General features: G+C 60.6%; 9 protein-coding genes and 4 pseudogenes. 5 read left to right on the top strand and 8 right to left on the bottom strand.

Going from position 1 to position 13998, the window contains the following annotated elements; translation table 11 throughout:
* The first annotated feature begins 6 nt into the window (after window positions 1–6).
* Both V5F53_RS05285 and V5F53_RS05290 read left to right on the top strand, forming a co-directional pair.
* Complete coding sequence (locus tag V5F53_RS05285; RefSeq protein ID WP_393997359.1) at window positions 7–1182, top strand: serine hydrolase domain-containing protein; 1176 nt, start codon at window positions 7–9, stop codon at window positions 1180–1182.
* A gap of 207 nt (window positions 1183–1389) precedes the next feature.
* A pseudogene (locus V5F53_RS05290) lies at window positions 1390–1641 on the top strand (helix-turn-helix transcriptional regulator).
* A 42-nt stretch (window positions 1642–1683) separates the two neighbouring features.
* Here the strand turns inward: V5F53_RS05290 and V5F53_RS05295 are convergent.
* The 7 genes and pseudogenes from V5F53_RS05295 to V5F53_RS05325 form a co-directional block, all read right to left on the bottom strand.
* Window positions 1684–2214, bottom strand: a complete 531-nt coding sequence (locus V5F53_RS05295; RefSeq protein ID WP_393997358.1) for a GNAT family N-acetyltransferase — start codon at window positions 2212–2214, stop codon at window positions 1684–1686.
* A 19-nt stretch (window positions 2215–2233) separates the two neighbouring features.
* Window positions 2234–3486, bottom strand: a pseudogene (locus tag V5F53_RS05300) (tyrosine-type recombinase/integrase).
* A 316-nt stretch (window positions 3487–3802) separates the two neighbouring features.
* Window positions 3803–6697 carry a beta strand repeat-containing protein gene (locus V5F53_RS05305; RefSeq protein WP_393997357.1) on the bottom strand — a complete coding sequence of 965 codons (2895 nt, stop codon included), beginning with the start codon at window positions 6695–6697 and terminating at the stop codon, window positions 3803–3805.
* Window positions 6698–7448: 751 nt separating this feature from the next.
* Complete coding sequence (locus V5F53_RS05310) at window positions 7449–7943, bottom strand: lipase family protein (RefSeq protein ID WP_393997356.1); 495 nt, start codon at window positions 7941–7943, stop codon at window positions 7449–7451.
* A 536-nt stretch (window positions 7944–8479) separates the two neighbouring features.
* Window positions 8480–9226, bottom strand: a complete 747-nt coding sequence (locus V5F53_RS05315) for a hypothetical protein (RefSeq protein WP_393997355.1) — start codon at window positions 9224–9226, stop codon at window positions 8480–8482.
* Window positions 9227–9340: 114 nt separating this feature from the next.
* Window positions 9341–10654 carry an HlyD family type I secretion periplasmic adaptor subunit gene (locus V5F53_RS05320; protein ID WP_393997354.1) on the bottom strand — a complete coding sequence of 438 codons (1314 nt, stop codon included), beginning with the start codon at window positions 10652–10654 and terminating at the stop codon, window positions 9341–9343.
* A 67-nt stretch (window positions 10655–10721) separates the two neighbouring features.
* A pseudogene (locus V5F53_RS05325) lies at window positions 10722–12005 on the bottom strand (ABC transporter transmembrane domain-containing protein); the annotation flags it as partial.
* Window positions 12006–12289: 284 nt separating this feature from the next.
* On the opposite strand from V5F53_RS05325, the gene V5F53_RS05330 reads away from it, so the two are divergent.
* The 3 genes and pseudogenes from V5F53_RS05330 to V5F53_RS05340 form a co-directional block, all read left to right on the top strand.
* Window positions 12290–12715, top strand: coding sequence for a transposase (locus V5F53_RS05330; protein ID WP_393997353.1), 426 nt, complete (start codon window positions 12290–12292; stop codon window positions 12713–12715).
* On the top strand, window positions 12631–12918 hold the full coding sequence (locus V5F53_RS05335) for a transposase (protein WP_393997373.1): 288 nt from the start codon (window positions 12631–12633) through the stop codon (window positions 12916–12918). Before V5F53_RS05330 ends, V5F53_RS05335 begins: the two co-directional genes overlap by 85 nt.
* Window positions 12857–13048 (top strand): annotated as a pseudogene (locus V5F53_RS05340) (IS630 family transposase); the annotation flags it as partial. The gene V5F53_RS05335 and the pseudogene V5F53_RS05340, both read left to right, overlap by 62 nt.
* 35 nt (window positions 13049–13083) lie before the next feature.
* On the opposite strand, the gene V5F53_RS05345 reads toward V5F53_RS05340, so the two are convergent.
* Window positions 13084–13971: a transporter gene (locus tag V5F53_RS05345; RefSeq protein ID WP_393997352.1), complete on the bottom strand. Its 888-nt coding sequence runs from the start codon at window positions 13969–13971 to the stop codon at window positions 13084–13086.
* Window positions 13972–13998: the final 27 nt, after the last annotated feature.

A 13998-nucleotide genomic window follows, 5' to 3' on the forward strand; every position in this document is an offset into this window, starting at 1 on the left:
GCCCCGATGCTCGAACGTCCGCTTCAGCCCTCTTCCTCCACGCTCAGCGAGCGGCTCGATGACGTCATCGAAGGCGCGATCGCCGCCGAGCGCATCGTCGGCACCGTCGTGCTGGTGCACCGGAACGGCGAGCCGATCTACGCCCGTGCCGCCGGCATGGCCGACCGCGAGGCCGGTACTCCGATGCGCGACGATGCGCTGTTCCGCCTCGCCTCGGTCTCCAAGCTGTTCGTCGCGGCAGCGGCCATGGCTCTCGTCGGCCGAGGCAAGCTCGATCTCGATCGGCCGATCACCGCGTGGCTTCCCGCTTTCGAGCCGCGCTTCGAGGGCGAGCCCGTCGTCCTCTCGCTCCGGCACCTCCTCACCCACACCTCCGGTCTCGGCTACGGCTTTCTGGAACCGGGGGACGGGCCGCTGCATCGGGCCGGCGTCTCCGATGGCATGGACCGGGCCGGGATCACGCTCGCCGAGAACCTCTCACGGCTCGCCCAGGTGCCGCTGCTGTTCCGGCCGGGCACGCGGTTTTGCTATTCGCTCGCCCTCGATGTCGTGGGTGCCCTGATCGAGGCCGCGACGGGCTCGGCGCTGCCGCAGGCGGTGCGCCGACTGGTGACCGAACCGCTCGGGCTGAACGACACCGGCTTCGCGATTGCGGACCCGGCTCGCCTCGCCGCGGCCTACGCCGACGACACTCCGTATCCGCGCCGGATGCGCGAGCCGGATCTGGTGCCGTTTGTTCCGGGTCTCCCCGGCCTCCGCATGGACCCGTCACGCGCCTTCGACCCGCACGCCTTTCCATCCGGCGGCGCGGGCATGATCGGCTCGGCCCTCGACACGATGGCCCTCCTCGAAGCACTGCGATCGGGCGGCGCGCCGTTGATGCCGCCGGCACAGGCGGCGGACATGGCGCGCGATCACATCGGCGGGCTCGATATCGAAGGCTCGCCCGGCTGGGGTTTTAGCCTCGGTTTCTCGGTCCTGCGTGATGCGAATGCGGCCGGCGTATCCGAGTCGCCCGGCACTTGGCGTTGGGGCGGCGCCTATGGCCATAGCTGGTTCGTCGATCCCAGCAGGAACCTGACGCTGGTCGCCTTCACTAACACCGCGCTCGAAGGCATGTCGAACGGCGGACGCTTCTCCGCCGACCTGAGCCGCGCCCTTTATGCCGCGATTGAATCATGAGGCGGCCCCTCCGAAAATCTCGCCATTGCCGCCATTTCCCGCACGCATACGCCAGCCGGCTTCAAACCACGTGCAACATGCATCATCTTGGTCGCAGTCATTCCACTGCGATCGAAGGCGATCGACAGGCGACGCGAACAACCCTTCCACCAAGACGAAGCTTCGGACGCCGAGAGCACCTCCAGACGGTTTCGGCCGCCTGTCGACCTGCGCAAGCGCGTGATCCGCCGCCCGGAGCTTCGCAAGATCGTGCCACTCGCCGACACGACGCTCTACGAAATGGAACAGCGCGGCGAGTTTCCGAAGCGCTTCTTCCTGACGCCACGCTGAGTGGTGTGTGATTTGGCCGAAGTTGAGACCTGGCTCGATGAACGGCGCCGCGCATCGGAGGCGGACGCCTTGCGCAGGGCACCGGCTCCGGATGTTCGCCAACGCCGTGCGCGACCGGTCAAAGCATAATTTCCGAAGGTCCAGCGAGCGCGGTAGACCTGATGACTGCCGCTACAGGGTCCACTCTTTGCGTAGGATGGCGTATTGCATCGTATTCTCGTAGATCGGCACGCCCTGATCGTCATTGACGAATGACACGAACTCCCGGAACAGCCCCTCCTGTCGCATCCTCAGCCTCTCGCAGAGGCGCTGTGAGGCGAGGTTGCCGTCCTCTACGTAGGCATAGAGCCGCCGGGCCTCTTTCACCTTGAACAAATGGTCGAGCAGCGCCCGCGCCGCCTCGGAGGCGTAGCCGGCACCGCCGAAATTCGCGTTGAAATTCCAACCAACCGAGTATGTGTCGGGAGGTTCGCGGACAAAAAACAGATCGCCGATCAGTCTATCGGAGCTGCGCAGGCATACGGCGACATGTTCATCGCTGCCGCTGCGGGCCTCCACTTCGGCTTGGGCGGCACCGAGATCGGCGAGCTTGAGAGAAGCAAAGCAGCTCGACCTGGGTTGGTGCAAATATGCAAACAGATCAGCAGCGTCACCCTGCCGGAAATTTCGGAGAATCAGCCGGTCCGTTTCGACCACGTTCACTTGAACTTCCTCTCAGGCTTTATCGGTTTTTCTCGCCCATGAATGTCATCGACGGCGGCAAGAGCGTCGGCGCCCGCTTCTCTCCGTTCACCCAGGCGTCGATCATGTCGGCCCATTCCTGGAGCATGTGCCGGCGCTGCGGTTCGTATTCCGCCTTGTTGTAGACGCCGCGTGATGAGCGCCCGTCCTCGTGGGCGAGGCATTTCTCGATCCAGTCGCTGTTGAAGCCCATCTCGTTCAGGAGTGTCGAGCCAGTCCGGCGCAAGTCGTGGACCGTGAACGGCTCCAGCGGCAGCCCCTCCTTCTTTGCCCGCGCCACGACAGCCGCGGTGACGCGATTGAAGGTTGCACGCGACATGGGGGCATTGGCGTCATAGCGGGACGGCAGCAGATAGCGCGAGTTGCCGTCGCAGGTCTTGAGCGCAATCAGGATGTCGAGCGACTGTTGCGACAGATAGACGTTGTGCGCCTTCGACCGCTTCATGCGCTCCTTCGGAATGGTCCAGACCGCGTTCTCGAAATCGACCTCGTCCCAGGTGGCATCCTGCAGTTCACTCTTGCGCACCATGGTGAGCAGGATCAGGCGCAGCCCGAGGCGGATGGTCGGCAGGGTCGGCACATGCTCGATCTGCTGCAGCATGATCTTGATCTCGGCCGGCGACAGCGCGCGGTCCTTCGGCTGGAAGGTCGCGATCGAGGCCGGCCCGACCTCGTCAGCCGGGTTCGGCACCTTCTCGCCGTGCAGGATGGCGAAGGCGAAGATCTGTTTGACGATGTCGCGGACGTGGACGGCGGTCGCCGGGGCGCCGCGCTCCTTCACCTTGGCGCAGAGCTGGCGCAGATCATCCGGCGTCACCTCGGTCAGAAGGCGGTTCTTCCAGGCGGGGAGAATGTCGCGATCGAGGATGGCCTTGCGCATCGAGCGGGTGCTTTCCGCCATGCGCGCGTCCTTGATCCATAAGGCGCTGACAGCACCGAAGCTGCGCTCCATGGCCTTGCGCCGTTTGTCACGCTGCTTCTCATGGGCAGGGGAAAGCCCCTCCGCCAACAGCTTGCGGGCAGTGATGCAGTGCTCGCGAGCCTCGGCGAGCGTGAGGCCATCGGCGCCATAGCGGCCGATCGTCAGCGTCTCCCGGCGACCGTTCAGCCGGTAGTCGTATCGGAAGGTGATTTGGCCTGTCGCGGCGACGGAAACGTACATACCGTCACGGTCGGCTACCTTGTAAATTTATCCTTTGGTTTCAGCCTCTTGATGGCCATGCCTGTAAGCATGGGGACGGCCTCGTTGACGATCGAAAGCGTCTTTTCGAGTTCCAATTTTACCGTCAAATCCGATACCGTCAATCAACGCGAATAATCATTATAAAACAGCATACTAGATTTGTTTTCCGTGGGCTGCTTCCGTTTTCGGCCTGACGGTAGGGCAAAAATCCGACTGACGGCGGAAAACGCATACCGTCGCGCACACCGTCAGAGCCCGTCGCTTCAAGGCGATAGGTTCCGATAGTCAACACTTGAATTTTTGTTTAATTTCAGCTAGTTATGATGATGCTGCGATAGTTCGCGAAACGCCGCGAACCACATCATTTCACTCCCACTTTGTCGTATCGTTCAGCCCATCGGCATTCCGCCAGATCACGACCTGTGCCGTCTTGACATTGGCAGCCTTGAAACTGGTGAGGGTACGGGTCGTGCTGGCGTCGTCTGCCCGAACCGTGACATCGGTTTGCGTCCTGTCGATGGTGTTATCCGGGCCTTGAAACCAGCGGGTGGTGATGGATAGACCATCAGCGCTTATGTCTGTCAGCGCTTTGTCCTTTTGGGCACCGTTCTCATCATGGTCCGTGGCGATGACTCTCGTGATCCCGTTTGCCGTGCGCGACGTCGTGATCTTTTGCTCAGTGTCGCCGTCTCCATCGATATCCCGCAGCACGGTGATCGCGCCGTGGGCGTCGATGGTGGTGGTTTCCCGGGATATCAGGGCGGGGGTCGCCGCGTCGTTTTCCACCGTCACCGAGCGGGTGGTGTCGCCATTCGCGTTGATGGTCGTGACATCCGTGGTTTTGCGCTCGAACGTTCCATCGCCATCGACATCAACCTTCGTGGTGGTGGACAGCCCATCACCGCGTGTCTCGATGACGGACGTTTGGGCCTCAAGCACGCGGTTGCCCGTATTGGTGATGGTTCGCCGGGTTGAACCGTTGGCCAGGAGTTCGGTCTCGTCCACGATCGTCACATCGGTGACATCGATGCCGTTGGTAGCGATGTCACCGTCGAGATTTTGCTTCGTTGTCGTCTTCAGGCCATTGCCCGTGGTGGTAACCACGCTGCTTTGCGTGAATGTCGTGCCCTCGAAAGCCTTCACGCTCTGGGTGATCGATCCATCCGCGCCATGGACCTTGCTTTCGATCCGGGAGGAATCATCCACACCGTCGCCGTTCACGTCCCAGCTGCTGTCGACGGTGAGCCCGTCGGCGCTGGTGGTGACGGTGGAGATATCCTGCACTTTGCGGTTGATGTTATAATTAATGAATTTCGTCACCACCTCGCCGTCCGGCTGCGTTGTGCGCCTGGTGTCCCGATCGATCAGGCGGTCGCCGTTGAGGTCCTCCGAGGTCCGGCTGATGAGCCGGTCGGCACTCACCGTCGAGACCGTCGCGGAGCGGAGCGTTCCGTTGGCGTTGAGCACCTCCACGGTCCGTTTGCGCCCGCCATCATCGGTCTGTGCGACGGTGTCGGTCTGAGAGCCGTCGAACGTGCCGTTGCCGTCGCGGTCCCAGCGCGTGGTCGTGCTCAGGCCATCGGCGCTGGAGAGGGATACGGTCTTGTTGCGCAGGTCGCTGCTCGCGGTGCCGGCACCGTCATATGTGGCCACGGTCGTCGCCACGGTGCCGCTCGCGTTGGTGATGGTCGTGACGGTCTGGGTCTGGTCGATCGTGCCTGCGACATTGAAGGCGCTGGTGACGGTGGATGACTTGCCGTCGGCGGATGTCACCGTCGTCACGCAGCTGGTGAGTGTGTTGCCGGCGTAGAGGGAGACCACGTCCTTTCGCCCACCGTCGCTGGTGATCGTTATGTTCTCGGTGCGTTCCGGCTGGTTGTCGCCATTGGCATCGGTAGTGATGGCGCGGGTCCGGCCATCCGCGCTCCAGGTGGTGACCTCTCTGGACAGTTGCGTCGTGTCGTCGCCGCTGAAGACACTTATAGTGCGTGTCGATGTTCCGTTGCTCTGAACCACGGTCTGGTCGCGGGTGATCCGGTCGGCGCCATCGTCGAGCCCCCCATTCATATCCAGATAGGACTGCTCGGTGCGCGTGAGACCCCCGTTCTGGATGGTGGTGACGGTTCGGCCGATCCGCGTGCCATTGGCGGTCGACACGAGTTCCGAAGTCTTGGTGCCGGTCTGATCGTTGGTGATGAGGGATGTGACGCGGGTGAGATCGACCGTCCCATCCCCGTCGCTGTCTATATTGGCCGTGGTCCTGCTTTTGTCCTTCAGTGTGGTGATCTCGGTGCGGCTCACAAGCGTGTTGCTCGTGCCGGCCACGGTCGCGATGGTTTCCACCTCGCTGCCGTCGGCGTTGACGACGGTTTCATCCGTCTGGGTGACCTCGTAGGTCCCGTCGCCATTGATGTCGGAGCGGACCGTCTTCTTGTGGCCGCTCGCGGTCAAGCGGGTGGCGACGATAAGGGTCCGGTCGATGAGCGTCGTGCCGTCCGGCGCGAGAGTATCGATGGTGACGGTGGTGCCGCCCGTGGTCAGCCGGTGCTCGACGCGGTCATTCTTGCCGTTTCCGTCGCTGTCGGTCTTGATCCAGGTGTCCTTGCCGTCGGCGCTTCTGGTGGTGACGGTCCTGGAGGTCAGCGTATCGGCCGCGTCATAGTTGGATTGGGTGACAGTCCGGCTGCCATCCGCGCTCTTTACGGTGACCTGCGTCTGCTTCTGCTCGAACAGTCCGTCGGCATCGAGGTCCTGTTCGATGGTGCGGGTGAGGCCATCGGCGCTGAGGGTGGTGAGGGTGTGCTTGGAGAGCGTCCCGTCGACGCCATAGGCCTTGACCCCGACGAGGGTGGACCCATCCGCCAGCTTGGTGGAACTGCGCTGGACGCTGTCGTCTTCCGTGTCATAGGCGAGCACGGTGTCGGCGGCGGCGCGGGCGACACCGTTGCGCACGAAGGTGGCGGAGCCGAGGATCTGCGAGCCGTCGGAGAACATCTGCCCGTTGTCGTCCGCCGTGAGCAGGATTTCGGTGATGCCCAGTTCGTCCATGGTCTTCAGCACCTGAGTGCCGGTGGAGCCGGTGACCTGCACCTTGAACTTCGACCATTGGTCGTCGGAGGCATCGAGCCTTCCGTCATCATTGGTGTCGAACACGTCGGCGAGCGCTTCCATGTCGCTGGTGGCGCCGGGACTGTACTGGGTGAACTGGAACGCCTGGGGGTTGTCCACGTCGCCGGAGCCGGTGCGGTCATAGACCAGCACGCCGTCGCCGGCCCCGGCCCAGGCGGTGCGGTGCGGTGCTCGGTGCCGTCGCCCTCCATGTCCATGTAGATGTCGGAATCCGTGCTCTCGATAATGCTCACCCCGTCGCCGTTGAGGTCCAGAACAACCGGGAACGCGAAGCTGATGCCGCCGGAGAAGCCGAACCCGCCGTTGGAGCCGCCATAGACCGCCCAGGCGCCGCCGATGCCCTCGCCGAACCCGCCGGAAGATGGCAGGGCGGAAGGGACATAGGCGCCAAGGTTCGGTCCGGTGACCGGGATGCCGGCGAGGTCCGAGAAGGACGCGTAACCGAGCGCGGAATTGATGGCGTCCTGGGAGATGTAGGACTCAACGTTCGGTGACGACCAGTCGATGCTGCTCGTCACATCCCCACCCCAGGAGGATGTGAAGGTGAGTTGAGTGGCATTGGCGCCTCTCGGTATCGCATCGACATAATTATAAACCGCGTTAAACGAATACCCACTCGCAAACCGATCAAAATAATTATAATACATATATCCTTCGAGTTCGGCCTGATCAACGACACCATTGCCAAAGCCCGCGTGCAAAATTGCCGCTGCAACCAACCTCAGCACGTCAACGGATGTTCTCGCGGCCGGTTCAGTTGATATTAAATCATATAATGTTACATCATCTCCGGTTAGATGAATTTCTCCAGGTTCGATCGGCCGGCCGAACGACGCGTCCATCGCCTCCAGAGCAGATACCATGGAATCGATACCATGGCCCTTTAGCGCTTCGGAAGCAGCCAATGAATAAGCAAAATTATTAAACGTACCATAATTTGCATATGACGTTGCGGCCTGAATTTTTCGGCTATGTAACGCGGATCTGCACCCGTCGCCACATAATTAACTTCACCGGGAAACGAATATCCAAGCGCTGCCGTAACCGCGGATACAGGATCAGCGGACGACACGATATTGTATATATTAAAGTATTTTTGTCCATCGAAATAGCTTGGATTCATAAGTGGCGCATCAAAAGCCACAGCACTAACCCTAGATCCGAGATCCAATTTAGATGTCGCGGTTCTATCCCTTAATAAAATTTGATTCAAAGCAGATGCCGCCACGGCCGCGTGCGCGCCACCGAGCGAATGCCCGATAAAAACAACACTACCGCCCCCATCGAGTATAGATTTTGTTTTTATCCCATAATTTTTTGCACTCAATAACGACTGCGCATCATCTCGGCCGAGAAATATTTTGGCATCATCTCTCAATTTATCCCGCGCAGACGCCCCATTAACATCCGTCCCCGTGAAAAAAATATATTATTATTATATCGCCAAGATTAGAACGCAGTCTATACCCAAATGGCAGTTCAATGCATCGACCCAAGTACACAGATGCACTAAGCTTCGCAAGTGCGACGGTGGATATTTTTGCAGGCATATGAAAGCTCCGACCTAAATGTTAACATCATAGACATTAAGCGTGTTTCCCGTAATCGTAGTCAGTACAAGACCCGATTTCGAAAACATTGGAAGCCAAACATTTCGCGCCACATCCAAACGCTGTAGGGCTTCACCGGTACGAAGATCCCATAAAGTCACCAGTCCACCGGAAAACAAACCCTGATTCGTGGATGCAGATGCAGTTGTCACTGCGACGGGCTTTTGCGGGTGAACATAAAATCCATTTATATGGTTTCCCTCGATCGCTCCATAGCCTCCAAATTTAGATATTAATTTTTTTTCGTCATCATATACAAATATAGATGCATCCAGTGAATAATCTACATTTCTCGATTCTAGAATTACACCCGATCCAAAAAAACAACATATAAATTATGAGTAATAGAATGCATACAATTATCGGGAATTTGGCGCATTATACCAGAATTATTTACACCATTAACCATATCAACCTTGAGCTCTAGATCAAACCTGCGAACACCTTCTTTTGAAAAATCAACAAAATTTGCATATAAAATTTTCTCATGCCTACCCTCGGCACGACTCGTGCGCCACGAAATGGTGGAAAAACCGGTGAAATCACCAGAGAAATAAAAACATCCACCATAACTTTCAATGTCTTTTGGATTTTTATATGCAATAATGTCTATTCTATCTTCACGCAACGACATCGACCCTAACATATAGTCGGCACTTGAAATCAAAGGCGAAAAATAAATATTTTTCAAATCAGCAGATATTTGAGATGAATACTTTATACGAATATTATTTTTAATATAAAATTCATTTACTATATTAAGTGTTTTAATATCATATATAGATACACGCTGTCCGGATGCATGACATAGCGCATCTCCGCCCGTGCTCCAGCTCAGCGTGCTGTTAACGCCGCGCCCTACAATGCCAGTATTATACGCATCACCAGATTCTAAATTGATAACATATATTTCTTCATGTGAATCAAATACAAGCGCGATCATGCGTCCATCTGGGCTTAATGAGCAAATAATAGGCTGCCCATCAAGCTTTATATTTCTTCTCGATATTATATGCTCATTTTTATTTTTTCTCTTATCACTCAAAATCATGGCGGCTATCCCCCCCCGAAAACATTGTTGCCGCAGAAATTCCTAACAGGACACGCCGTGTGTATCTCATTCGTCGCTCCAGTCCTATTATCTATTGAATCCAACATTTCGATTTCACCTCTCCCTTCCTCCTTCGTGTGCATATCTGAGGAGGGGGGAGAGGAGGAAGTCGAGGATGCGGCGGCGGCCGGTCTTGATCTCGGCGGTCACGGACATGCCCGCTTCCAGGGGGCGGAAGCCCTGTTCCGTCTCAAGGCCGCTCTCCCGCACCGAAAGCCGCGCCACATATGTGGGCTGGCGCGCCTGGCGGGCCGTCTCGTCGGCGGCGGCCTCGCCCGGGCGCGGCGGCGACCCGCCCGTCACCGCATCCCGGCTCACGCTCTCCACGACCCCATGCAGAAGACCGTAGCGGGTGAAGGTGAAGGCCTCCACCTTCACTTCCGCCTCCTGGCCCGCATGCACGAACCCCATGTCCCGGTTCATCAGCTCCGCCTCGATCTCCAGCCGCCCGTCTCGGGGCACCACCCCCATCAGCTGCTGCGCGGGCGTCACCACCCCGCCAATGGTGTGCACCGCCAGTTGTTGCACCGTGCCGTCCACGGGGGCAACCAGCGTCTGGTCCGCTCGCCGCCGGGCCGCCTTCACCTTTTCTTCCAGATGCCCGCTCGCCAGGGACTGCGCCTTGGCCAGCTCCGCAAGCAGGCTCTTGCGGTACTCAAAGCCGGCTTCCGCCCGCTGCTTTTCCAGCGCGCCCAGGGCGGCCGCAGCCTCCGCCGAGCGGTGCCCGTCCACGATCAGCTGCTGTTCCTGCTCCACCAATCGCTGCTGCGCTTCGAGGAACAGCACCTTGGTGCCCAGACCCTTGCTCATCAGCGTCTCGCGCATGGCGAGTTGCTCCCTCAGCAGGGGCAGAAGCGCCTCGCCCTTGGCGATCACCGCCTTCACCGATTGCAGCTCCGCCCCCTTCTGCGCCATTTGCCGATCAAGGCCCGACAGCCGCGCTTCATGCTCGGCCTGCTGCTCCTCCATCTGCCGCCGCGCCGTCGCGATCAGCTCCGGTGCCGCATCCGCGGGAGGCGCGAAGGATGCCGCATCCTCGGCCAGGAGCGCCGAAAGCCGGGCGATGTCCAGCCGATCCTGGGCCAGATCATGGTCGAGCCGCCGCGCATCCGCATCATTGGCTGTCGGATCGATTTCCACGAGCACGTCGCCGGCCTTGACGATGGCCCCGTCCCGCACATGGATGGCCCGCACGATGCCGCTCTCGGACGGCTGAATGACCTTGGTGCGCCCGCTGGGCACGAAGCGCCCCTGCGCCGTGGCGATGATATCCAGCGTGCCGAAGATGCTCCAGGCCAGCGCGATCAGCGAGAAGCCGATGATGCTGGCGGCAATCGCCCGTCCCGTGGGAGAGGGCGGGGTTTCCATGATTTCCAGCGCCGCGGGCAGGAATTCCAGCTCGGCGCGGCCGGCCTGCCGCGCGGCCCGGGGCAGTCGCCAGCCGCAACACGGGCTGCGACACCCGTGACGCCAGCATGTTGAAGGCGACGAGCTCGCCCACCGTGGGGCTGCCGTCGATGACGAACTTCGCGCCGAAATAAAGGGTTGCCGCCGTCACCAGCTTGCTGACGAGCTGCACGCTTTGACTCGCCCAATTTCCGAGATTCTGAACGCCGAAGCTGGCGCTCACATAGGCGGCGAGCTGTTCCTTCCAGCGCCGCTGCATCTGTGGCTCCACCGCCATGGCCTTCAGCGTTTCGACGCCGGTGACGCTCTCCACCAGCAGCGCCTGGTTTTCCTCGCCCTTGTTGAACTTGTCCTCGAGCCGCTTCTGAAACAGGGGCGTGACGCCTGCCGAGATCGCGATATAGAAGGGAAAGGAGGCGATCACCACCAGGGTCAATGTTGTCGAATACATGAACATGACGGCGATGAAGATGATGGCGAACACAAGGTCGACGACGAGGGTCAGGGCGGACCCCGTCAGGAAGCTTCGGATGTTCTCAAGCTCACGCACCCGCGCGACGGAATCCCCCGCCCGGCGCGCCTCGAAATAGGCGATGGGCAATCCCAGCAGGTGCCGGTAGAGCCGGGCGCCGAGCTCGACATCGATCCGGTTCGTGGTGTGCGCGAACACGTGCGTGCGCAAGGCCCGAGCAAGGCCTCGAAGGCCAAGACCACGACGAGGCCCAGGACGAGGACATCAGGCGTCGTCAGTCCCCGGTGCACCAGAACCTTGTCGATGATCACCTGGAAGAACAAAGGCGATATCAGCGCCAGCACCTGAAGGAAGAGCCAGGCCGCGAGCACTTCGCCCATAAGCGCGCGATACTTGTGCATCGCCCGGATGAACCAGGAGATGTCGAACCGCCGGGCAAGTTCGGAGAACTTGGCGCGGCGCGCCATAAGCAACAGCCGGCCGCTCCATTGCAACTCGAACCCCTCCCGCTCGACCTGCTGCGGGCGCCCGGAAACCGGGTCGTGAATAAGGGCCTTGTTGTCCACGACCCTGGCCAGGACGACGAACGAGCCATCCTTGCGCTCGGCGATGGCCGGCAGCGGTGTTCCGGCAAGCCGCCGCCAGGACGATGACACGATGCGGGACTTGAGCCCCCAACCCGCGCGCGGAACGCAGCATGTCCGTCAGGTTGAGGGACTCACATCCGATTTGATGGCGGAGTTGGTCGGGTTCCGCAGCGACGCCGTGAAAACGCAACATAAGAACGAGCGCGCCGAGGCCGGAATCCGCCCGCGCGCCCGCATCACCTTCAGCAGACATGTGTGATCGCCCTGACACAATCGCAGCGAGAGCTATCACTCGCTTTACCATTCGGCAAGGTTGCTTTTGTCGCAGAATATTACGTTGCGTCAGAATTCGCGGGGGCGGGGAGGGGGATGCGCCAAATCTGGTGGTGTTTGGCGAACTTTTCCCGCATCACATTTGCTATAGGGCTGAGGGCATAACGTTCATCGTCATCTGTAAGAGCGCGTTTGAGAAGGATTCCCAAGGCGGGTTTTGCGTGGTTCACAGGGGGCCGGATCAGGGAGACGAGCCGTCCCCCTATGCCCCGGAAGAAGCCGCTTTCATGGCGTCGCGACGACACCGACCGGACTGACACACAATGGGATCTGATCGCGCCCATGATCCCCGATGCGCGAGCTGGCGGGCGGCCTCGGAAGGCGACATCGCGCGAGCGGGTGGATGCCATTCTTTATGTCCTGCGCGCCGGCATGGCGTGGCGGCTTTTGCCCCATGACCTGCCGCCGTGGCAGATGGTCTATTATTATCCGCAGCGCTGGCAGCGCGAGGGTGTCTGGGAGCGCGTCCACCACGCCCTCGTCATCGCCGATTGCGAGCGCGGCGGCAGGCCGGCGTCGCCCTCGGCGGCGATCCTCGACAGCCAATCGGTGCGCACCGCCGATCAAAAGGGGGCGCGAAGGGCGACGACGCGGGCAAGAAGACCGCCGGCCGCACGCGGCACATCCTGACTGACACCGATGGACGCCTGCTGTGCGTGCGCGTCCAGGGAGCCGACATCCAGGACCGCGACGGCGGCAAGCCGCCACTCAAGGCCTCGCGTCGACGCTGTCCGTTTATCGCCCACTGGACCGTCCGCGCCACGGCCAAGGCCGCCGGGCTGGCGGCAGGTCAGGCTTTCGGGCGATCCGGCCTTCGCCGGGAAGCTCCCTGACGTGGTCGGGCTCCATTTCAGTCCGCTGGCTCATGCCCTGGTGCTGAGCCTTGACGAGAAGTCGCAGATCCAGGCCCTCGACCGCACCCAGCCCAGCCTGCCGCTGAAGGCGGGACGCGGCGCCACCCTGATGGTTGGCAGGCCGACGAGGGGGCGGAAGACGGATCAGAACACCTGGAGCAGGCGCACCGTGCCGCGGAAAGCCTCGGGAAAGCCGCCTGATGTTGCCACATCCCGCTGCACCAGGCCCAGCACCTGGAAGGTGGGCGTGATGAACTTGGAGAGTTCGATCCGCACCTGGGAGCGTTCGGTGGCGTTGCCGGTGGGCACGCCGGTGAGATATTCCGTGCCGCCCCAGAACTGGGAATAGCCGGCGGCGGCGGACCAGGTGGGGGCGAAGGCGTAGGAAAGCCAGGCTTGCAGCTGGTAGGTGGGGTCTTGCGACAGGGTCTGCGTGCCGTTGCCGGCCCGGGTATTGTCCCCATACCAGATGACGTCGCCGGTGAGCTGGAAGGCGAGCCCGTTCGTAAGGCCCTGGTACCATCCGGCCTGCAGATCGAGCTTCCAGCGGTTCTCGCCCAGGTTCAGCACATCGCCGGCGCTGTATTGGCCGAGGGGCAGGAACACGTACGGCATGATGCCGACATAGGTCTGCGTGGCCTTGTTGTTCACCACCCACACGGTGGTGGCGAGGATGGGATCGCCGAGCCCGGCGGCGGCATCGAACGATGTGCCGGCGAGGCGGCCGTTATAGAGCGTTCCCACCGGCACGAGCACCTGCGGCGCAATGGTGAAGCCGCCGATTTCGAAGTAATGCACGTAGCGCAGGATATCGACGTATGAATCGAGCCCTGTGCCGTTCGAATAGGTCTGGCCAGTGGTGCTCTTATATTCGTCGCGGGTGGCATACTGGCTGTAGAAGACCAGAAGATTGGTGCCGGCGGGGGCTGGCAGGTAGTCGCTGGAATTGACATCGGCGGCATGGGCGGTGCCAGCCATGAAGGACAAGGCGATGAAGCCGGCGCGAAGGCCGGCGTTCGAAAGGCGGGTCATGCTTCCTCCGGGAGTTTTGTCGGCGCC

Origin of the sequence: Xanthobacter cornucopiae, from assembly GCF_043195065.2 — a bacterium.
Lineage (GTDB): Bacteria > Pseudomonadota > Alphaproteobacteria > Rhizobiales > Xanthobacteraceae > Xanthobacter.